At 43.7% G+C, this 20,806-nt stretch carries 23 protein-coding genes; 14 read left to right on the forward strand and 9 right to left on the reverse strand.

Going from position 1 to position 20,806, the window contains the following annotated elements:
* Positions 1-6 precede the first annotated feature (6 nt).
* The 3 genes from D464_RS0105520 to D464_RS0105530 all read left to right on the forward strand — a co-directional run bounded on the left by D464_RS0105520 (position 7) and on the right by D464_RS0105530 (position 1,712).
* Positions 7-471 carry a MaoC family dehydratase gene (locus D464_RS0105520; RefSeq protein ID WP_004381745.1) on the forward strand — a complete coding sequence of 155 codons (465 nt, stop codon included), beginning with the start codon at positions 7-9 and terminating at the stop codon, positions 469-471.
* 299 nt (positions 472-770) lie between these two features.
* Complete coding sequence (locus tag D464_RS0105525; protein ID WP_018910514.1) at positions 771-1,262, forward strand: MarR family winged helix-turn-helix transcriptional regulator; 492 nt, start codon at positions 771-773, stop codon at positions 1,260-1,262.
* A gap of 33 nt (positions 1,263-1,295) precedes the next feature.
* Positions 1,296-1,712: a ferritin family protein gene (locus D464_RS0105530; protein WP_004381747.1), complete on the forward strand. Its 417-nt coding sequence runs from the start codon at positions 1,296-1,298 to the stop codon at positions 1,710-1,712.
* 339 nt (positions 1,713-2,051) lie between these two features.
* Here D464_RS0105530 and D464_RS0105535 read toward each other — a convergent pair whose 3' ends face one another.
* Positions 2,052-2,657, reverse strand: coding sequence for a DUF4738 domain-containing protein (locus D464_RS0105535; RefSeq protein WP_018910515.1), 606 nt, complete (start codon positions 2,655-2,657; stop codon positions 2,052-2,054).
* A 40-nt stretch (positions 2,658-2,697) separates the two neighbouring features.
* On the opposite strand from D464_RS0105535, the gene D464_RS13125 reads away from it, so the two are divergent.
* The 11 genes from D464_RS13125 to D464_RS0105590 all read left to right on the forward strand — a co-directional run bounded on the left by D464_RS13125 (position 2,698) and on the right by D464_RS0105590 (position 11,827).
* The gene (locus tag D464_RS13125) at positions 2,698-2,904 is read left to right on the forward strand and encodes a hypothetical protein (RefSeq protein WP_024985879.1); all 207 of its coding nucleotides are present in this window, start codon (positions 2,698-2,700) and stop codon (positions 2,902-2,904) included.
* Between the two features lie 445 nt (positions 2,905-3,349).
* Complete coding sequence (gene pfkA / locus D464_RS0105545) at positions 3,350-4,327, forward strand: 6-phosphofructokinase (protein WP_018910517.1); 978 nt, start codon at positions 3,350-3,352, stop codon at positions 4,325-4,327.
* 87 nt (positions 4,328-4,414) lie between these two features.
* Positions 4,415-5,938 (forward strand): F0F1 ATP synthase subunit beta, encoded by a 1,524-nt coding sequence (atpD, locus tag D464_RS0105550; RefSeq protein ID WP_018910518.1) that lies wholly within the window; start codon positions 4,415-4,417, stop codon positions 5,936-5,938.
* A 40-nt stretch (positions 5,939-5,978) separates the two neighbouring features.
* Positions 5,979-6,218: an ATP synthase F1 subunit epsilon gene (atpC, locus tag D464_RS0105555; RefSeq protein WP_004381651.1), complete on the forward strand. Its 240-nt coding sequence runs from the start codon at positions 5,979-5,981 to the stop codon at positions 6,216-6,218.
* Positions 6,219-6,250: 32 nt separating this feature from the next.
* Positions 6,251-6,661 carry a hypothetical protein gene (locus D464_RS0105560; RefSeq protein WP_018910519.1) on the forward strand — a complete coding sequence of 137 codons (411 nt, stop codon included), beginning with the start codon at positions 6,251-6,253 and terminating at the stop codon, positions 6,659-6,661.
* 3 nt (positions 6,662-6,664) lie between these two features.
* Entirely contained in the window at positions 6,665-7,777 is a 1,113-nt protein-coding gene (atpB, locus tag D464_RS0105565; protein ID WP_018910520.1) for a F0F1 ATP synthase subunit A, read from the forward strand.
* Between the two features lie 114 nt (positions 7,778-7,891).
* The gene (atpE, locus tag D464_RS0105570) at positions 7,892-8,131 is read left to right on the forward strand and encodes an ATP synthase F0 subunit C (protein ID WP_004352373.1); all 240 of its coding nucleotides are present in this window, start codon (positions 7,892-7,894) and stop codon (positions 8,129-8,131) included.
* A 55-nt stretch (positions 8,132-8,186) separates the two neighbouring features.
* The gene (atpF, locus tag D464_RS0105575; RefSeq protein WP_018910521.1) at positions 8,187-8,699 is read left to right on the forward strand and encodes a F0F1 ATP synthase subunit B; all 513 of its coding nucleotides are present in this window, start codon (positions 8,187-8,189) and stop codon (positions 8,697-8,699) included.
* Between the two features lie 6 nt (positions 8,700-8,705).
* Entirely contained in the window at positions 8,706-9,242 is a 537-nt protein-coding gene (locus tag D464_RS0105580; protein WP_018910522.1) for a F0F1 ATP synthase subunit delta, read from the forward strand.
* Positions 9,243-9,254: 12 nt separating this feature from the next.
* A complete protein-coding gene (gene atpA / locus D464_RS0105585; protein ID WP_018910523.1) occupies positions 9,255-10,838 on the forward strand; it encodes a F0F1 ATP synthase subunit alpha in 1,584 nt (527 codons plus the stop codon).
* Between the two features lie 11 nt (positions 10,839-10,849).
* On the forward strand, positions 10,850-11,827 hold the full coding sequence (locus tag D464_RS0105590) for a F0F1 ATP synthase subunit gamma (protein WP_018910524.1): 978 nt from the start codon (positions 10,850-10,852) through the stop codon (positions 11,825-11,827).
* A gap of 670 nt (positions 11,828-12,497) precedes the next feature.
* Here D464_RS0105590 and D464_RS0105595 read toward each other — a convergent pair.
* From D464_RS0105595 to D464_RS0105635, 8 genes are all read right to left on the reverse strand, one after another.
* On the reverse strand, positions 12,498-13,010 hold the full coding sequence (locus D464_RS0105595) for an Lrp/AsnC family transcriptional regulator (protein ID WP_004381606.1): 513 nt from the start codon (positions 13,008-13,010) through the stop codon (positions 12,498-12,500).
* A gap of 103 nt (positions 13,011-13,113) precedes the next feature.
* Complete coding sequence (locus D464_RS0105600; RefSeq protein ID WP_018910525.1) at positions 13,114-13,584, reverse strand: ExbD/TolR family protein; 471 nt, start codon at positions 13,582-13,584, stop codon at positions 13,114-13,116.
* Entirely contained in the window at positions 13,581-14,129 is a 549-nt protein-coding gene (locus D464_RS0105605) for an ExbD/TolR family protein (protein WP_018910526.1), read from the reverse strand. The genes D464_RS0105600 and D464_RS0105605 overlap by 4 nt, the downstream gene beginning before the upstream one ends.
* A complete protein-coding gene (locus D464_RS0105610) occupies positions 14,126-14,641 on the reverse strand; it encodes a hypothetical protein (RefSeq protein ID WP_024985877.1) in 516 nt (171 codons plus the stop codon). The genes D464_RS0105605 and D464_RS0105610 overlap by 4 nt, the downstream gene beginning before the upstream one ends.
* Positions 14,642-14,990: 349 nt before the next feature.
* A complete protein-coding gene (locus D464_RS0105615; RefSeq protein WP_018910528.1) occupies positions 14,991-15,821 on the reverse strand; it encodes a MotA/TolQ/ExbB proton channel family protein in 831 nt (276 codons plus the stop codon).
* A 738-nt stretch (positions 15,822-16,559) separates the two neighbouring features.
* Positions 16,560-17,795, reverse strand: a complete 1,236-nt coding sequence (locus D464_RS0105620; protein WP_018910530.1) for a DNA cytosine methyltransferase — start codon at positions 17,793-17,795, stop codon at positions 16,560-16,562.
* Position 17,796: 1 nt separating this feature from the next.
* Entirely contained in the window at positions 17,797-18,540 is a 744-nt protein-coding gene (locus tag D464_RS0105625; RefSeq protein ID WP_018910531.1) for an Eco47II family restriction endonuclease, read from the reverse strand.
* A 539-nt stretch (positions 18,541-19,079) separates the two neighbouring features.
* On the reverse strand, positions 19,080-20,624 hold the full coding sequence (locus D464_RS0105635) for a sulfatase family protein (RefSeq protein ID WP_018910533.1): 1,545 nt from the start codon (positions 20,622-20,624) through the stop codon (positions 19,080-19,082).
* Positions 20,625-20,806: the final 182 nt, after the last annotated feature.

The raw sequence follows: 20,806 nt of genomic DNA on the forward strand, positions 1-20,806 counted from the left end.
AAGACAATGGCAAAATTAATTGTAAATAACTATGATGAGCTTGCTGCCCGATTAGGTGAGAAGCTCGGAGAAAGTGAGTGGTTACTGGTTGATCAGGAGCGTATTAACCTCTTTGCTGACGCTACCCTTGATCATCAATGGATACATGTTGACCAAGAGCGGGCTAAGGTGGAGAGTCCTTATAAGAGTACGATTGCACACGGATACCTTACCCTTTCACTCTTACCACACATGTGGCAGGAGATCATCGAGGTGCATAATCTTAAGATGATGGTTAATTATGGCATGGACAAGATGCGCTTCGGAAAGCCTGTATTGTCTGGCTCACGCGTTCGACTCGTTGCCAAACTCGACAGCATTGAGAACCTCCGTGGCATTTGCAAAGCAGGTATCAAGTTTCAAATTGAGATTGAAGGCGAGCGCAAACCAGCCCTTGAAGGCGTTGCAACTTTCCTTTATTACTTTGAATAAGGACATCGCCTAAGTTTTAGGAAAGGGGTGTTTCAAAGGTTCGGGCACATGAAGAGTGTGCCCATAGACGCTCATCTTGTGGGATATGTGAATCGTTTTATCCTTTAAAAGATAGTGAGAACGACCTTTGAAGCACCCTTTTTACTATCAAAAAGTGTTAAATATTTTATGCTATCAGCTGATAGTTAGAACATTATAGTACCTTTGTACATTATTCTAAGAGGGATAACAACACAAGAAAGTTAGCTTGATAGCAAGGCTGACACAAGCAAACACAAATTAAAACAAGATACAGAAATATGGCATACGACCAACTTAAACTTCGCAATCAGATATGTTTTAGATTGTACACAGCAAGCAGACTCGTCACACAAACATATTATCCTCTGTTGGAGAAGTTGGGGATTACTTATCCACAATACCTCGTCCTCATGGCATTATGGGAGGAGGATGGACAGAAGGTGATGGAGTTGGCGCATAGACTCTACCTTGATTCCAATACGGTAACACCGCTTATTCAGCGCATGGCAACCGAAGGATTCGTGACGAGAAAGAAAGGGGAGAAGGACGCAAGAGAGACTTACGTTTACTTGACGGAGAGTGGAAAAGCACTTGAAAGTGAGGCTGCCAGCATTCCTTCTTGTATGTTGGGAAAGATTCTCAGTGACGCTACCGGCGTTGAGACTTTACGCTCTTTATCAGTTGAATTAGACGGCGTTATCAAGACACTCTCCGAACAACGTGCTATGGAGAAGGCACTTGCAAAGGATAAAGGTAGCCAAGTTTTGTAGTAAAGAAAACTACTAAATAGTAAGGAGAAAACAATGGACAAAAAAGGAATATACGGTCTGACGAAAGGTACAGGACTTGAGAAATTTATCGAGGCAGTCGCTATGAGCAAGGCAATGGGTGTGATGAACTATTACTCATTGGCGTTGATGGCAGAAGAGCAGGGGCTTCCTGAGGAATTGGCAAAGTGTTTCCGCGAGTTGGCGGATCGAGAGTCTGTGCATGCCGGGTTCTATGCAACGCTGAATGCAAAGCTCCCTTCGGATGTCTTCCAGATGATGGAAAACATGCAGAAAGGCGAGTTGGGGGCAGGAAAGTTCCTACAACCTCTTGCCGACAAGTTGCGTGAGTTGGGTCGAGAGGATGTAGCTCTTCAGATTGAGGAGTATATCCGGCAGGAGCTTCACCATGGTGAGATTCTTGGCGAATTGTTGGCTAAGTATAAGAAATAAGGAAGCCTCACCCCATCCTCCTCTCCTATTGGGGAGAGGCGTAAATAGTGCTGTTTGCATTCAAGCTAATACTCTACAGAAATATTAATAACAATATCTTAGAATTAAAGGAACGCCCTCTTCGCTTTGAAGAGGGCGTTTCCTTGCAATGAAAAGGGCGTCTCTTCGATGTGAAGAAACGCCCCCTTTGTATTAAGAATGCCTTTTCCTAACCGGCTCCCGTTAGGCACTCCTCCCCTTGGGGGAGGCTGGGTGGGGTTTTAACATTCGGAGAGGGGCTGGGGGTGAGGCTCCTTCTCCCCCCTACTGGGGGAGCTGGAGGGGGAGAGCACAGCCTCTTTATACCCCTTCCTCTTCGGAGATCTCCTCTTCAGTCTTAGGTTTTGTTGGAGCATCCTGATCGCTACCAGTGTCTAACTCGGTGGCATTTGAGATACGAACACGGCACGACTTATCAATGACAAAGTCCATTGGAACATACTCATCGCTATTAGGGTCAGGCGAACCAACGCTCACTCCGAAACGCAAGGCATCGCCTTCTACATGGTCAAACATAAACCCTACGAGTGAACCATGCTCTCCGTAGTGGTTGTTGGTGAACTCTTTAAAGTCGTTCTTAGTAAATGTTCTGTCATAGAAAGTGGTGCCATCTGGACGCTTGATGGATAATTGCACCTTATTGTCGTAATACTTTCTTCCGTCTTCATCTACGGCTAATTCGAGGTCTTTGTCAGCATATCGATGAATCGTGATAGTATATGTTCCGCCCATCCATTCGACCTTCTTTTCGTATTTAAAGTCCGATAGGCTCTTCGGCCCGGTTGGTACTTTCGGGCGCGGAGCCATCTTAGTTATGATATCATTCGACTTTCTCTCTTTCTTACAAGCAGCCACACTGCAGAGTGCAAGGGCTATGATAAGAGCAGTAATAAGGTTCTTTGTCATAATAAAGTGTAGTTATACAGTACAAAAGTACATATTTTCTTTGAATTTCGCAAGCGTTGTTATAGATAGAGTGGTTTGTCATCGCCCTATTAACACACAAATAGCTTTGTTGATTGCAAAGTCTTTGGACATTGCTGCCGATCCCTTGCTTCGGTTACAAGCAAGGGATAAAATTATCATGTCTAAGCGTAACCACTCTTATATGGAACGCATGGATAAGATTAGGAAGATTGCTGCTGTGCTCTGATAAGGGCTAAGGATTTGGTGGTGAAAAGACTAAGTAAGGCAATGTCAGTTTGAAAGTTGCTGTCACTACTGTCATACTTTTAATGGGTGTAATATGCTGTTTATAAGGGAGTTGTCGTAAATGTTAAAAGTGACAGCAACTATAATAAAAACTAAATTACGGTATTAGAGAGTGATAGAGTGCGTGTTTTTATGACTTCCGGAAACCTCTAAATTCAGCAAATTGACCATGCTATGGAATGTAAATATACGAGAATAGCTGCGAGTGATAAGTGATGTCTGTTAGAGGAGATGCAAAGGGAGCAGAAGTAAGGATGCCGAAGAATGATTGACGTAAGGTTTAATTTTTTTGAACTAAATCGTAACTTTTTATAGTCAGTGTTGCTTATATCTCATTTATTTATTATCTTTGTGCATGATTTACTAAAAGAATTATAGCGAAAAAGATGGCTAAAATAAAGACAATAGGTATTCTGACTTCAGGAGGCGATGCGCCCGGCATGAATGCTGCTATCCGTGCAGTGACACGTGCAGGCATCTATAATGGTTTTAATATCAAGGCTGTCTATCGTGGATATGACGGTTTGGTAACTGACGATATAAAGCCTTTTACAACAGAGAATGTGAGTGGAATTATCGGGCAAGGCGGTACGATTCTAAAGACTGCACGCTCGAAAGCATTTGCAACAGTGGAAGGCAGAAAGACAGCTTACGACAATCTTGTGGCGGAAGGTATTGATGCTCTGGTTGTGATAGGCGGTAATGGCTCGCTAACGGGTGCTATGAAGTTCGCACAAGAGTATGACTTCTGTTGTATTGGGTTGCCTGGAACGATTGATAACGACCTCTATGGAACGGATAGTACCATTGGTTACGATACGACGATGAATACTATCATGGAGTGTGTAGACCGTATTCGCGATACTGCGCAGAGCCATGAACGAATCTTCTTCGTTGAAGTGATGGGGCGTGATGCAGGTTTCTTGGCTCAGAACTCGGCTATTGCCAGTGGTGCTGAGGCTGCTATTATTCCTGAAGACTCAACTGATGTTGACCAGTTGGCACGCTTCATGGAGCGTGGAATACGCAAGTCGAAGAGAAGTTGTATCGTCATCGTTTCAGAGAGCCCGAAGTGTGGTGCGATGTATTATGCCGATCGTGTGCGTAAAGAGTTCCCTGATTACGATGTGAGAGTGTCCATCCTTGGACACTTGCAACGCGGTGGTCGCCCTTCAGCACGTGACCGTATCTTAGCAAGCTGTACGGGTGTTGGTGCCATCGAAGCGATTATGCAGGGTCAGCGTAACATCATGGTTGGTGTGAGAAACAATGAGGTTGTTTACGTTCCATTGTCTGAAGCCATCCGTTCGGATAAGCCTTTCGATCGCAAACTCATTAAGGTGTTGGACGAACTAAGTATTTAGTCCATCGCTCCGAATAGTCACTTGCAGGAGTGTTACACCTTATTATATATAGAGAGAAGAAATAATAATAAAAAACAAACATATTTTATGTCACAGATTAATGGGCGTATCTCCCAGATCATCGGCCCTGTTATCGATGTATTCTTTGATACTAAGGGAGAGAATCCAGAGCAGGTTTTACCTAAGATTTACGATGCCCTGCGTGTTAAAAGACCCTCTGGACAGGATTTGATTATCGAGGTGCAGCAGCATATCGGAGAGGATACTGTGCGCTGCGTAGCCATGGATAATACTGAAGGTCTGCAACGCGGACTTGAGGTTGTACCAACTGGTAGTCCGATTGTAATGCCTGCCGGAGAACAGATTAAGGGTAGAATGATGAACGTGATAGGTCAGCCTATCGATGGTATGGAGGCCTTGAAGATGGAAGGTGCATATCCTATCCATCGTGAGGCACCAAAGTTTGAGGACTTGTCTACCCATAAAGAAATGCTTCAGACAGGTATTAAGGTCATCGATCTACTTGAGCCTTATATGAAAGGTGGTAAGATTGGTCTCTTTGGTGGTGCTGGTGTAGGTAAGACAGTGCTTATCATGGAGCTGATTAATAACATCGCTAAGGGGCATAACGGATACTCTGTTTTTGCTGGTGTAGGTGAGCGTACTCGTGAAGGAAACGACCTGATTCGTGATATGTTGGAGTCTGGTGTTATCCGATATGGCGATAAGTTCCGCAAAGCAATGGAGGAAGGCAAGTGGGATTTGTCGTTAGTTGACCCCGAAGAGTTGCAGAAATCACAGGCAACACTTGTCTATGGGCAGATGAATGAGCCTCCTGGGGCACGTGCATCAGTGGCACTCTCTGGTTTGACAGTTGCTGAGGAGTTCCGCGATCATGGTGGTAAGAACGGCGAAGCAGCCGATATCATGTTCTTTATTGATAATATCTTCCGTTTCACGCAGGCTGGTTCTGAGGTGTCAGCATTGCTGGGTCGTATGCCATCAGCCGTGGGTTATCAACCTACATTGGCGAGTGAGATGGGCGCAATGCAGGAGCGTATCACCTCAACCAAACGTGGTTCTATTACTTCTGTACAGGCTGTTTATGTGCCAGCAGATGACTTAACCGACCCTGCTCCAGCTACGACTTTCACCCACTTGGATGCTACGACAGAGTTAAGTCGTAAGATTACGGAGTTAGGTATATACCCTGCTGTAGATCCACTGGGCAGTACATCTCGTATTCTTGACCCATTGATCGTGGGTAAGGAGCACTATGAGTGTGCACAGAGAGTAAAGCAATTACTACAGAAGTATAATGAGTTGCAGGATATCATTGCTATTCTTGGTATGGATGAGTTGTCAGATGACGATAAGTTAGTCGTTAATCGTGCTCGTCGTGTACAGCGTTTCCTCTCTCAACCATTTACTGTTGCAGAGCAGTTTACGGGTATTAAGGGTGTAATGGTTCCTATCGAAGAGACCATCAAGGGCTTCAATGCTATCTTGAATGGTGAAGTTGATGACCTCCCAGAGCAGGCTTTCTTGAACGTTGGTACGATAGAAGATGCCAAGGAGAAGGCTAAGCAACTCCTTGCAGCTACGAAGTAATGGTCTTCCATACCGAAATAGAATAATAATAGGATTGTCTATGCTGACACTTAAAATAGTATCTCCTGAAAGGATTGTCTATACTGGTGAAGTTGATAGTGTGCTCGTTCCGGGTACAGTGGGGCAGTTTGAGATACTCAACGACCATGCCCCTATCATCTCAACATTGGTAGAAGGTAAGGTTGTCTATAGTACGAAGGGCACGAAGAACGAGCTTCAGATCGTTGGCGGTTTCGTCGAGGTGAAGAAGAATGAGGTGAGTCTTTGTGTGGAGATATAAAGATAGTACTCTCTTAGAGACGAGGTTTTTGAATGATGGATTATAATAAGGTGTATAAGAGGTATCACAAGATGAACCTTTGGATTATCTTTGGATTGTACCTTGTGGGTATATTGATTGCGCAAGTGACTATGCACTCCTCTTACCTTAACATGCTAACGATTAGTGCGTTATTCTCCCTCATCACAGCCTCAATCTATGGAGGAGCTTGGAAAGCGATAGCGGCTAAGTCGCCAGCTGTTTTGGGTAAGTTTTATCTTGCTGGTTCGGCTTTCCGTATGCTATTAGCCTTCCTTACGATTCTGGTTTATGCCTTGATTGTAAAGGAAAGAGTTATGATTCTGAGCTTTGCGGTCATCTTTATGATTTTCTATCTGGTGCTATTAGCATTCGATACCATCTATTTTTCTAAAGTAGAAAAGAACAATAAAACTAATAATTGACGAATGAAATATCTCAAGCATTTGCTTTGCATGGCTGTAATGCTATTTCTTCTCTTACCTGGTGCGGCTGCATCAGAGAGTAAGGGAGGCGGTGTGGACTTGCAAGGCATATTGTGGGGACACATCAAAGACTCCTATGAATGGCATGTTACCAATATAGGAGATAAGCCCGTCATCATCAATCTTCCAGTTATCGTGAAGACGTCGGATGGTTGGTATACAGGTTGGGCAGAAGACTTTGCAGAAGAGCCTTTAGAACATGGACCACACGCTGGTTATCGTCCTTGTAAGAATAACCCTAACTTGTTTATAGCAACAAAGGGGAATTATGAACGGCGTATTGTTGAATTGAAACCAGATGGGACAGAGGTACGTCCATTCGATATTTCGATTACAAAGTCGGTGTGTGTACTCTTTATTGATGCTATCCTTTTGTTACTTTGTATATTGATTCCAGCACGCTGGTGTCGCCGTCACAAGGTTACAGATAAGGCTCCAAAGGGATTCACTGGATTGATGCACATGTTCGTGATGTATGTCTATGATGAAGTGATAAAACCAACATTGGGTAAGGAAGCAGATAAATATGCACCTTACTTATTGACCTGTTTCTTCTTCATCTTTGTGGCTAATGTCATGGGTATTGTACCATTCCCACCGGGTGGAGGAAACCTCACGGGTAATATAACGATTACCTTCTTTTTGGCTATCTGCACCTTCTTAGTAACCAACTTCTCGGGTACGAAGCATTATTGGAAGGATATCTTTTGGCCAGATGTACCCGCATGGCTGAAGGTACCAGTACCTTTGATGCCAGTGATTGAGATTTTTGGTATCTTCACGAAACCCTTTGCATTGATGGTGCGTCTATTTGCTAATATGATGGCAGGACATGCTATTGCATTGGCTTTGACCTGTATTATCTTCATCATGGCGACTATGGGTATTGTACTTAGTTCTTCCATGACCATTGTGAGTGTGGGAATGAGTATCTTTATGATGCTTTTAGAGATTCTTGTTAGCTTCATTCAAGCATTGGTGTTCACGATGTTGAGTGCTGTATTTATCTCTTTGGCACGAGTTCATGAGCCTGTAGAAGAGAAGGTGAAAGCTTAGGGAATAAGGATAGAGTAGGGAGATAATCCCTTAAAAGACAGGTGATACTTTCCTAATCTATCATAAGTAACGAAATAAATAATAAGAAATAATTAATATTAAAAGTAAAAAACTATGTTGACATCATTGTTATTAGCAGCAGAGACTGCAAAGTTAGGCGCCGCAATCGGTGCAGGTATCGCAGCTGTAGGCGCAGGTCTTGGTATTGGTCGTATCGGTGGTCAGGCTATGGATGCTATGGCTCGTCAGCCAGAGAAGATCGGTGACCTTCGTTCATCAATGATTATTGCTGCAGCATTGGTAGAGGGTGTTGCCTTCTTCGCAGCTATTATCGCTCTTCTTTGTGTATTCTAAACTACACAAGAGGAGTTAGTTAATAAGAGTAATAAGAAAAGTAATTTAGCAGCTTATGTCATTATTATTGCCAGATAGTGGTTTGCTCTTTTGGATGACAATTGTCTTTCTGGTGGTCTTCTTCATCCTATGGCGATGGGGCTTCCCATCGATTATTAAGATGGTGAATGAGCGCAAGAACTATATAGATGAGAGTTTAGCAAAGGCAGAGGAAGCTAACTTGAGGCTTGCTAATATTCAGAAACAAGGTGAGGAGCTGCTTATGGAAGCACGCGAGAAGCAGGCGCAGATACTTCGTGAAGCGTCTCAAACGCGTGACTCTATAGTTGAACAGGCTCAGGAGAAAGCGCATGAAGAGAGTGCTCGAATCCTATCAGAAGCCAAGGCAGAGATAGAGAGTCAGAAGCAAGCGGCTATACGTGATATCCGTTCACAGGTAGCTGAGTTGTCTGTACAAATTGCTGAGAAGATTCTTCGCAAACAGTTGACAACATCTGCAGAACAGGCTCAACTCATCGATAGCTTATTGGATGAAGTTGCTTCTTCTAATGGTACAGAAAGTAAATAAACGCTTATGAATACAGGTGTAATATCGGTTCGCTATGCTCGTGCGTTATTCAAGGCTACTTGTGAACAAGGGCTTGAAGATAAGGTATATGTAATTATGCAGACCCTTGCTCAGGCTTACTTACAAGTAAAGAATTTACGTGTGACCATCGAGAGTCCGATGCTTCCTAAGGATAAGAAGCGCAAACTATTGGAAGTAGCCTGTGGTGACAAATGTCCCGATTTGGTTAGTAACTTCTTTTCTCTTGTACTGAAGGAGGATAGAGAAGACCTGTTACAGTTAATGGCAAACGATTATGTCTCTCTGTATAGAAAGCAGAAACATATCATTCAGGGCAAGGTTATCACCGCTTCACCCGTCTCTGAAGAAACAGAGAATAAGATGAAAGCATTGGTGGAAGCCCGTAGTCAGGGTACTGTTGAGTTCAACACCGAAGTTGATCCATCGCTCATTGGGGGATTCATACTCGAGTATGATACTTACAGGATGGATGCGAGTGTGAAGAACAAACTGAATGCTATCCTCACACAATTAACAAAGTAATAAATTAATAACATGTCAGATAAAATTAAACCAAGTGAGGTGTCTGAGATTCTTGTAAAGGAATTGCAAGGCATTAACTCAGAGGAGAAGTTTGATGAAGTCGGCACTGTGTTAACCGTTGGTGATGGTGTAGCACGTGTGTATGGTCTTCGTAATGCTGAAGCCAATGAGTTGCTTGAATTTGAGAATGGCACTATGGCTATTGTCATGAACTTGGAGGAAGACAATGTCGGATGTATTCTTCTTGGTCCTACAACGGGTATCAAGGAGGGACAAAGCGTTAAGCGTACACATCGTATTGCCTCAATCCGTGTGAATGACAATTTCTTGGGACGTGTGGTGAACCCTCTGGGAGAAGCGATTGATGGTAAGGGTGATATCGACCTAACCGACTCTTTCGAGATGCCATTGGACCGTAAAGCTCCTGGTGTGATCTATCGTCAACCAGTGAAGGAACCGCTCCAAACAGGTCTGAAGGCTGTCGACTCAATGATTCCTATTGGTCGTGGTCAGCGTGAGCTTATCATTGGTGACCGTCAGACAGGTAAGACTGCGATTGCTGTTGATACCATCCTCAACCAGAAGAGTTTCTATGAACAAGGCAAACCAGTATATTGTATCTATGTTGCCATAGGGCAGAAAGCATCTACAGTAGCTACTTTGGTGCAGAATCTAAAGGAACGTGGTGCATTACCATATACGATTGTCGTGAGTGCAACTGCAGCCGATCCAGCAGCTATGCAATACTATGCTCCGTTCGCAGGTGCCGCTATTGGTGAATACTTCAGAGACCGTGGTTACTCTGCTCTTGTCGTTTATGACGACTTGTCAAAACAAGCTGTTGCCTATCGTGAGGTATCTTTGATCCTTCGCCGTCCATCTGGTCGTGAGGCTTACCCAGGCGATGTGTTCTATCTTCACTCACGTCTATTGGAGCGTGCAGCACGTGTCAATGACCAGCAAGAGATTGCTGAGCAGATGAACGATCTACCTGAGTGTATGAAGGGACATGTCAAGGGTGGTGGTTCGTTAACAGCCTTACCTATCATCGAGACTCAAGCTGGAGACGTGTCTGCTTACATTCCAACTAACGTGATATCCATTACTGACGGACAGATATACCTCGAGTCAAACCTCTTCAATCAGGGCTTCCGTCCAGCCATCAATGTCGGTATTTCAGTATCTCGTGTAGGTGGATCTGCACAGGTAAAGAGTATGAAGAAGGTGGCAGGAACACTGAAGATTGATATGGCACAGTATCGTGAGCTTGAGGCATTCTCAAAGTTCTCTTCTGATATGGATCAAGTGACAGCAATGACACTCGACCGTGGTCGTAAGAATAACCAGCTTTTGATACAACCTCAGTACAGCCCAATGCCAGTAGGAGAGCAGATCGCCATCCTTTATTGTGGTGTACATGGTTTGATGCGCGATGTACCAGTTGATCAGGTTCGCCATTGTCAGGAGCAATTCCTTGATAGTATGCGTTCATCTTACGCCGACGTCATCAGTTCCCTTGCTGCAGGTCAGTTGGAAGATTCTTCTATAAAGGTAATAGAAGAAGTGATGGGCAATATTGCCGGACAATATAAATAAGACAGTACATAATGGCATCGTTAAAGGAAATAAAGACTCGTATAGCCAGTGTCCAAAGCACGCGTAAGATTACGAGTGCAATGAAGATGGTAGCATCGAGTAAGTTGCATCATGCACAGAATGCAATCGAGAACATGCTCCCTTACGAAGCGATGCTCGAGCATATTCTCAAGGCTTTCCTTGTCTCTACACCGAATACCGAGACTCCTTTTGATGTACAGAGACCGGTGAAGCGTGTAGCCTTACTTGTGTTCTCCTCCAATAGTTCGCTCTGTGGTGGATTTAATGCGAATGTCATCAAGCTCATGCAGCATACGATAGATGAATATCATGCGCAAGGGTTGACAAAGGATGATATTGTGATCTATCCTGTTGGTCGAAAGGTGGCTGAGACAGCGAATAAACGTGGTTACACATGCGTCTATCCTTATCCAAACCTTGCTGATAAGCCTAACTCGGAAGAGTGTCGTAATATTGCTAAAGAGCTGGGACAGAAGTGGTTGAAAGGCGAGTTTGATAGGGTAGAGATGATTTATCACCACTTTAAGAGTGCTGGTAGTCAGATTCTCCAGCGCAAACCTTTCCTACCAATAGACCTTAGCGAAGAGCTGAATCGTGATACCGAACGTGACCTCTCATCGGATATCTCAACCAAAGCAGCACAAGACTATTTGAAGAAGAAAGGGCAGGTTAAAACACAGAAGACGAATAATGAGGTCGTTACTCCATTGAATGATGACTTCATCGTTGAGCCTGATTTACCTACAGTATTGCAGGCTTTAGTGCCAAAGCTGCTCCATCTTATGGTGTACACAGCACTTCTTGACAGCAATGCCTCCGAACATGCAGCCCGCATGGTGGCTATGCAAACGGCAACAGATAATGCCGATGAGTTGCTTCGTTCACTCAATTTGCAATATAACAAGTCGCGTCAAGCAGCCATCACATCCGAGTTGTTGGATATTGTTGGAGGTACGGTGAATAATTAATATGCTTGTTGCGTTGTCGTCGTAACGGCGCATAACGTTATAGAAAAGGTACAGATCATAAAGAGTCTGTACCTTTTTTTAATTCAAAATTCACAATTCATAATTCAAAATGGGGATTGGGTAGAGTTAACAAGGAAACGAGTTAACGAGTAGACGGGTTGTTTGTTCTGTTGGAAAAGCAGCCTCTCCCCCGTCCCCTCTCCGAATGGAGAGGGGCGTAAACGGAGTTGTTTGCATACGAAGTGGTGTATAGTCGGGGTGTAGCGAGGCTATGCCTCGTTAGCTGGAACAGCAGAACTAAAAACAAAGAGACGCCTTCTTCGCTTTGAAGAGGGCGTTTCCTTGCAATAAAAAGGGCGTCTCTTCACATCAAAGAAACGCCCTCTTTGTTTGTAAATAATACTATCTAACAACAGTACAAGTAACTCGTTTACTTGTCAACCAGTCACCTCGTCAACTCAAAGTAATCATAATTTTGAATTATGAACTTTGAATTTTGAATTAAAGAAAAGCCTCCCCTAACTAACTTCCGTTAGGCACTCCTCCCCTTGGGGGAGGCTGGGTGGGGTTTTCGGGAAACTTAAGAGGTGTTCTCTCTATATACCAAAAACAGGGATACACAGCATGTGTATCCCTGTTTGATATCAATATTTAGATTGATTGTGATTACTTACTCGTCATCATCGTTATCATCATCAAGCAACATTGTATCGGCTACCTTCATCCCTTCGATAGGTAGGGCGCGGTCGATAACGGCGTTGTAAGAGATAGAACTCTCGCTACGTGACAGACCAAGGGGCATGAGTTTGTCATGGATGATAGACATCAGATGATGGTTATTATGTGCGTACATCTTTAAGAAGAGGTCGTATTCACCAGTTGTATAGTGGCACTCCACGATCTCTGGAATCTGCTTTAAAGCATCGACAACATCGTCGAACTTCTCTGGATTCTTTAGGTTAAGACCGATGAAAGCGCAGGTTTCGTAGCCTATACGCTCTGGGTCGATAACAAATTGCGAACCCTTTAGTACACCTAAGTTTGTTAACTTCTGAATACGTTGATGGATAGCTGCTCCACTCACATTACACGCACGGGCGACCTCAAGGAAAGGGATTCGTGCATCCTCAGATATTAAGTGCAATATCTTCTTGTCAAGCCTGTCTAAACTTCTATGTGCCATTCTGAATAAACTATTTATTTATCTGCAAAGATACAAAAAAGCCTTTAATCCGCAAAGAAAAAAGTCTTCTTTCGTAATAATCCACAACTAACAGTGATTATTCCTACCCTTTTTTATGACTCATAGTGGCTGAGAAATTAACGTTGAGGATGTTTGCTTCACGCAGAGCTTGCTTAAGGTCAATGATCAAACCCATGTCTACGTGACGGTCAGCCTTTATGCTCACGCTTAACTGCTTGCGCTGTTCTGGAGGCATGGAGGCGGATAGATGGATGAGATAATTGCGTATCTCGGGAATGTTGGTGACCTTATCATTCATCTGCACAACGGGTGTTTGGCTTGTTACCTTGCCTGTTTCGTCCATCGGTCGACCTATATATATATGTTGAACGAGCGACTTATTGTCCAGTCGGGACAGTTCCGTAGCCGACGGTACTTGGTATTTTACGTGTACAGTAGCCTTTCGCATGTGTACAACTAACATGAAGAAGAAGAGGATGGAGAAGATAAGATCAGGCAAAGAAGCGGTGTTCAATGCAGGAATATCGTGGTTACGACGTCTGTAAAGTCTCATTCCGTACCTCCTTTCTCGGCTTTTCCTGTTGCAGGAATAGCATATACTTCGGATATTCTTAGCGGTATCTCGTCCATGATTTGAGCCTGTTGTTCACGACTACAAAGCTCAAATTCCTTTCCAAATAACTCCTCCGAACGAGCATTGCGAAGGGTGTTATAAGCTTCAACTAACTGGTTTTGCACCTGCACATAAACGTCATACGAAGCCTTACGGGAGGTTTGCAGTTGTATCATGTGCGCCTTTCCGTTCGTCTCAACAAACTGTTGTACACGCTGATGGAGCGTCCCCACGGCAATAGCCTTACCCTCCAACTGCACCTTATTATCGTCCTCTATCGCAATACGCATCAGTTTCTTACCGTCAATGGCAGTTGCTTGTTTCTGCGTCTTATCCATCGGTGGCAACTGACGGGAGATTCCCTTGTCGAGGTCCATAGATGAGGCTACGAGGAAGAGGATCAACAACATGAATGAGATGTCGGCTGTTGATGTAGTGTTCAAGCTCGGTACTGTGCGTTTCTTTTCACGCCTAAATCGCATCATTTCTGGTGTTCCTTTCTATAATAACGGGTTGCTCCAAAGATCACAACACCAGCTGCTATGACCAGAAGTGACAATGAGGTATTGACGAACATATCGGTCACACGCAACCAAAAAGCATCTGTGAAGTGTGCTCCGTTGACCATCATTGCCTTCGAAGAACCCAATGCGAAAGACAGAACAAGGAGTAGAATCGTTACGCCGTAAGTAATATATGCAATCTTCCGAGACGGTATTCCATTGCTCAATCCCTCCTCTTGATTGCTCGTGCGCAGCCCTTTCACCATCGCTACTAACGCTGCCACGACAGCAACAACGAGCAAGAACCACATGAAACCGATCAGTACATCAGTGAGCAAAGGAGCATTAAATGCAGGGTCACTTGCCAATGGTTCGTTGAATCCAACTAGGTAGAATGCCATGAAGACAACGGCTATTAACGCGACCATCACATAGAGGATTCGTTGCGAAATGCGCTCCTCATCCATCTTAGTTATACCTTTTATCTTCTTCATCATATAGTTAATTCAAAATTCAAAGTTCACAATTCAAAATTATGATAAGCGTCAATTCACAATTTAAAGTTCATCATTCAAAATTATGATAAGCGTCAATTCACAATTCAAAGTTCATCATTCAAAATTATGATAAGCGTCAATTCAAAATTCAAAGTTCACGATTCAAAATTATGATAAGCGTCAATTCAAAATTCAAAGTTCACAATTCAAAATTATGATAAGTCCTGATTCCTAACTCATAAACCATCATTCTCAATATAGATAGATGCTTTCAGCAATTGAAAGTAATCATAATTATGAATTTTGAATTATGAATTTTGAATTGAAACAAGCCTCCGTTCGCCCGCTATCTCTTGAGTTTATACTTCATAATAGCGTCTAATAAGGAGATTGCCGACTCCTCCATTTGGGCTGTGATGTGCTCTATCTTCGATAGAATATAGTTATAAAATACCTGCAAAACAAGGGCTACGATGATACCAAAAATCGTGGTGATCAACGCGACCTTCATACCTGCTGCAACAATCGTAGGGCTGATGTCTCCCGCTTCTTGTATCTGATCGAATGCCATCACCATACCAATCACGGTTCCAAGGAAGCCCAGTGACGGTGCCATAGCGATGAAGAGCGTAATCCATGAACAGCCCTTTTCAAGGTTAGCACTTTGTACGCTACCGTATGAGGTAACGCTCCGTTCGATATTATCAATCGAATCGTCAATGCGAAGCAAACCCTGATAACAGATTGAAGCAACGGGTCCGCGCGTGTCACGACTTAGTGTTTTTGCCCCCTCGATATCGCCTGCCTCAATCATATCCTCTAACTTACCAACGAAGCGTTTAGCGTCTATCTCTGACAGACTCAGATAGATGATTCGCTCAATGCAAAAGGCTAATCCCAATACTAATGATAGTGCCACAAGCGACATGAAGCCCGCATTTCCCTCAATAAACTTACGTTTCAACGACTGGTGGAAACCCATTGGCTGGGTCGCAGACTGCACCTTACTGGTATCGGCAACACCCGTATCATTGAGTGCATCATCCGATAGAGTATCGGCTGACGCAACGGCTGTTACTGCTGGAGTTTGATTACTTTTCGTTTGTGCTGACACGATGGTTACGCCCGTTAAAGACATAACCGTTATCATTGCAAAAGCTGCAAATACTTTCTTCATAATTGATAACCACTTATGGTCTCCATTGATTTCTAAGGGCTACCTCGCCCTTTCTTTAACTTCGCAAAGGTATAGAAAATAATTCAAAAAGCAAAATCCATGATTTAAATTAAGGTCTCACACTAACCCATCTGCAGCCTCACCCCTGCCCCCTCTCCGAATGTTAAAACCCCACCCAACCTCCCCCAAGGGGAGGAGTGCCTAACGGAAGCGAGTTAGGAAAAAGTTTCTTTAATTCAAAGAGGGCGTTTCTTCGATGTGAAGAGATGCCCTTTTCATTGCAAGGAAACGCCCTCTTCATATTGAGAAGGGCGTTCCTTTATTTAAAGAACATGCCAACCTGTAGGGACAGACGCCCTCGTCTGTCCGCCAAGGAATGCCAGATCCGCAACCAACTTCCCCGCTTTATGCGGACAGACGAGGGCGTCTGTCCCTACTTTGTGGTATTTTCTTCTTTTTAGTCTTGCTGTTCCAGTTAACGAGGCAATGCCTTGTTACATGCCAACCAACCCTCCCTTTCTTATGCAAACGATACTATTCACTCCCCCTCTCCATTCGGAGAGGGAACGGGGTGAGGCTCTTCCAATTAGCTTCCGTTAGGCACTCCTCCCCTTGGGGGAGGCTGGGTGGGGTTTCCTCCTGGGCATCTGTCCCTACTGGGGGGAGTTCGAGTGGTGCGTACTCAGCCTCGTTACACACCGATTAGCCCCTATATGGTAAGGAAAAGCACTCTCTTTCTTATGAGTTCAAGGCTTCGATATCATTAAACAATCTAATAAGAGAGCGTCCAACAGCAGCTGCCAAGTTTACAGGAACAGCGTTTCCTATCTGCTTATATTGTGCTGACATGTTGCCACAAAACTCCCAACTATCAGGGAAGGTCTGTATTCGTGCATACTCCCTTACGGTTAATGGACGTGTTTCTGTTGGATGACAACGTTCCGTCTGCTTCATTGCTGGAGCGCAAGTAAGCGTTAATGAGGGTTCATCTAAGGACAATCTACGGGCTATTCCCGTCCTACCACCCTCCATATTATAACTTGCTTTCATGTATTCACGCTGCAAGTTGTCAGGCAAATCTTTCCAGTTTCCACCCATCGGAACCCTCTCCATGATCTCTTTCTTACGCTTAGGATATTGCTGCCCGATAGACTTTGGGACATCACAATCATATAAAACTCCTTTGAAGAAAGCGTCTCGCAAAGTGACAATTCGATGGTAAGGAGAGGGGTAGTGGAACGATACTTTCTCGGCTAAATCATTCCTAATAGCAATCAAGATGAGGCGTTCTCGCTTCTGTGGAACTTGGTATTGTATGGCCTTCAAGATGTGTGGTTCGACCAGAGTATAGCCTAAGTCGGCTATCACACTCTTAATAACTTCAAACGTATGTCCATGATCATGAGTATATAAACCACGCACGTTCTCGCCCATAAACACCTTTGGTCTCACCTCTTTCACGGCTCTGGCAAGCTCGAAGAAGAGTGTCCCTCGTGCATCTTCAAAGCCTGCTTTATTACCTGCATAACTAAAGGCTTGACATGGAAAGCCACCAGAAAGGAAGTCAACCTTCCCTTCATAATCCTTGAAAGAGACGTTATGGACATCACTTTCAACCACGTTCCATGATGGTCGATTATGCCTAAGAGTGGCACAAGCAGCCTTGTCGAACTCATTGAGAAGGACGTGTTTAAAGCCTGCTTTCTCCATCCCTAACGCCAGTCCACCACCACCTGCAAACAGCTCAATAGAGGTGAAGTCTCTTACAGGTTGCACCTTGCTCTCTTCTTCCCAACTGCTATTAACCATGCTTTCTACTTGTGGAATCCCCTTCAATTGATGTGCATAGAAGCCCACTTGACCCTTATTCCCATGCTCTAAGATGAGTGTTCCCTTCTTAACCCACGTATTAACAGTATGAAAAGATACGCCTAATATGTCCGCAATATTGTTAATCGTAAAGAATAACTCCATGTTAAAAGCGACTAAATCCTTCGTAATTCTCAAATGCAAGTAAGTACAGACTCTTAATCGTGTCGACGGAGAGTTCCTGCAACTCACTATATACTCTGTTGTTAATCAAGCCCTTATCAGTTTCACCGATAACATCATCTAAGATTGTTGGTAAAGCCTTACAAAGTTTCATAAAAGCATCAGCATCGTTAAAAACTATCTCATAGAACTTATCTATTGATACCTTTCTTATGTTATCGTGTTCGTATTGTTGGTTGTCTAAAGTAATCTTCCATGGCTTGTTCTGGCTTTGTTTGGCAATGACTTCGACAAGCATACAAGTTGAATTAGATACTTTCAAGAGTTGATGCTGCATCTTGATATATGTTGCATGGGCTGAAGCAAAGTTCATTGTGTTGTGTTTGTTCTTCATTTCCACATATATCTTTCTTTCTTCATTAGCCACATCGAAGCCTGTTTTAGGTATATACCAACCATTGCCAGCATAGCTGAATAGATTCTGATGGAAGTAGCCGATATGGTTATTATTGGTCTTATCTATTTGCCTAATACATTCTGACTCAATTATTTCCTCAAATGTTTTACCATATACCTTAGCATCAAAAGTGAGCTTAATAGGGTCTATCAGATTCTTATTAAACATCTTTAAATTTATGAAAGTCTTATATTTTAAGACCGTAGTCTTTACGTGATTGAAGATGTCCTCATCAGAGATAAACCCTAAGTTGTACGTTCCTTGTACCATAATATATGTAATTTAAAACCTTACAAAGGTACAACTTTAATTATATTATTCCATCTTCTCCTCTGCTTTTTTGCGTTGACTCTTTCTGAAATAGTATGCGAAAGTGTGGATAGGCTCCCTTTGGAGAAAGCCTCCTAAAGCCTCCTCCACCCCCTCTCTCCTATTGGAGAGGGGAGTGAATAGCATCGTTTGCATAAAAAAGGGAGGGGTGGTCGGCATGTAACGAGGCATTGCCTCGTTAACTGGAACAGCAGAACTAAAAACAAAGGAACGCCCTTCTCCAATCGAAGAGGGCGTTTCTTCCTATCAAAGAGAGCCTTTCTTCACATCGAAGAAACGCCCTCTTTGAATTAAAGTAAGCGTTTCCTAACTGGCTCCCGTTAGGCACTCCTCCCCTTAGGGGAGGCTGGGTGGGGTTGTTCCATTCGGAGAGGGGTTGGGGGTGAGGCTTCTTCTGTCAAAAAGCGAAGCCCTGACTCTCCCGAGCCAAGGCTTCTTCATGATAGTTAACAGTCCTTGAAAAGTACAAAGGTCGCTACCTAATATTGGTTTCTTATGGGGTCATTGTATTGTACTTGCAGCTCTTTTAGCTCCTTCTTGAGCGATTCAGTGAGTTTCTCCGTACCCTTTTCTCCATAGATATTATGTAGTTGTGAGGGGTCTTTCTTGAGGTCATAAAGCTCCCAAGAGTCTATATCGTTATAGAAATGAATCAGTGTGTAACGCTTCGTCCGAATACCATAATGACGGCAGACAGAGTGCTCTGCGGGGTATTCATAGTAATGGTAATACAGCGATTTACGCCAGTCTGCAGGCTTCTTACCCTGTAACAACGGCAAGAGCGAACGCCCTTGAATATCCGAAGGAACCTTTACTCCTGCTGCTTCTAAGAATGTTGGAGCATAGTCAATGTTCTGTACCATCTCATCAACAACGCCTTGTTTCCCTCCCGGACAATAGATTAGTAGTGGTGTACGGAACGACTCTTCATACATGAATCTCTTATCAAACCAACCGTGTTCACCCATGTAGAAGCCTTGGTCGGAGGTGTAGACTATCATCGTATTATCCAATAAATTCTTCTCGCGGAGATACTCAATTACACGTCCAACATTGCGATCTACCGATCGAATCACACGCATATAATCATGCATGTAACGCTGGTACTTCCATTCAGCTAACGCCTTTCCGGTGAGCTTATCAGCCTTAAACTTCTGTATAATTGGGTCATAATAGCGATCCCATTGAGCCTTTTGTGAGGATGTCATACGCTCATAGTTTCGCCTTCCCCACGCCTCCAACTCCTTGTCAGAGTGTATCTCCTGCTCATGATCCGCCATCTTATTATCATAGACAATGTCCATATCTTTGATAATACTCATCTTCTGTTTCTGTGCTGCCAAACGCCCTTCATAGTTGTCATAGAACGTTTCGGGCAGCGGATACTGTATATCATCAAAGAGGTTCAAGTCGCATGTGTCAGGGTTCCAAACACGGTGAGGAGCCTTGTTGTGCATTAGTAAGCAGAAGGGCTTGGAGGGGTCTCTTTTATTCTCCATCCAGTCTATTGCGAGGTCAGCAATGATGTTCGTCACATATCCCTGACGCTTTAGTGGCTTGCCATTACATAAGAAGTCGGGGTTGTAATAGTCGCCTTGTCCAATGAGAATGTCCCAATAGTTGAAGCCAGTAGGCAGTGATGTGAGGTGCCACTTACCGATCATTGCGGTCTGATACCCTGCACTCTGTAAGAGCTTAGGAAAGGTTTGCTGTCCTCCATCAAACGTCTTGGTGTTATCTGTGAAACCATTTGCATGACTGTGCTTACCCGTTAACATACATGCTCGGGAGGGTCCGCTAAGGGAGTTAGCAACGAAACTCTCTTGGAATTTCACACCATGATTAGCAATCCAATCGATGTTCGGTGTATCAATGAAACGCTTGTCGTAGGCACTAATCGTTTGATAGGAATGATCGTCACTCATAATATAAACGATGTTCATGGGCTTCTTCTGTGCCTGAGCAGGTAGGATGGCTCCCAAGGCGAGAGTGCCTGTTATGCAGCATAGGATTTTAGTTTGCATAGGTAATGACTGACTTTTAGGTTTTAAAGGAGGGCTGTCAGGATCATAGTCAGCGAGTCTAATCTCCTGTAATCACCCCCATTTAGGTTTGTCGACACAAATGTAATACTTTTTGAGAAGTCTTCCAAAGAAATGAGAAGATTTGTTGTTAAATAGGAAAGGGAGCCTCATCAAAGTCCAAC

This window comes from Prevotella veroralis DSM 19559 = JCM 6290, from assembly GCF_000377625.1.
In the GTDB taxonomy this organism is placed as follows: Bacteria; Bacteroidota; Bacteroidia; order Bacteroidales; family Bacteroidaceae; genus Prevotella; species Prevotella veroralis.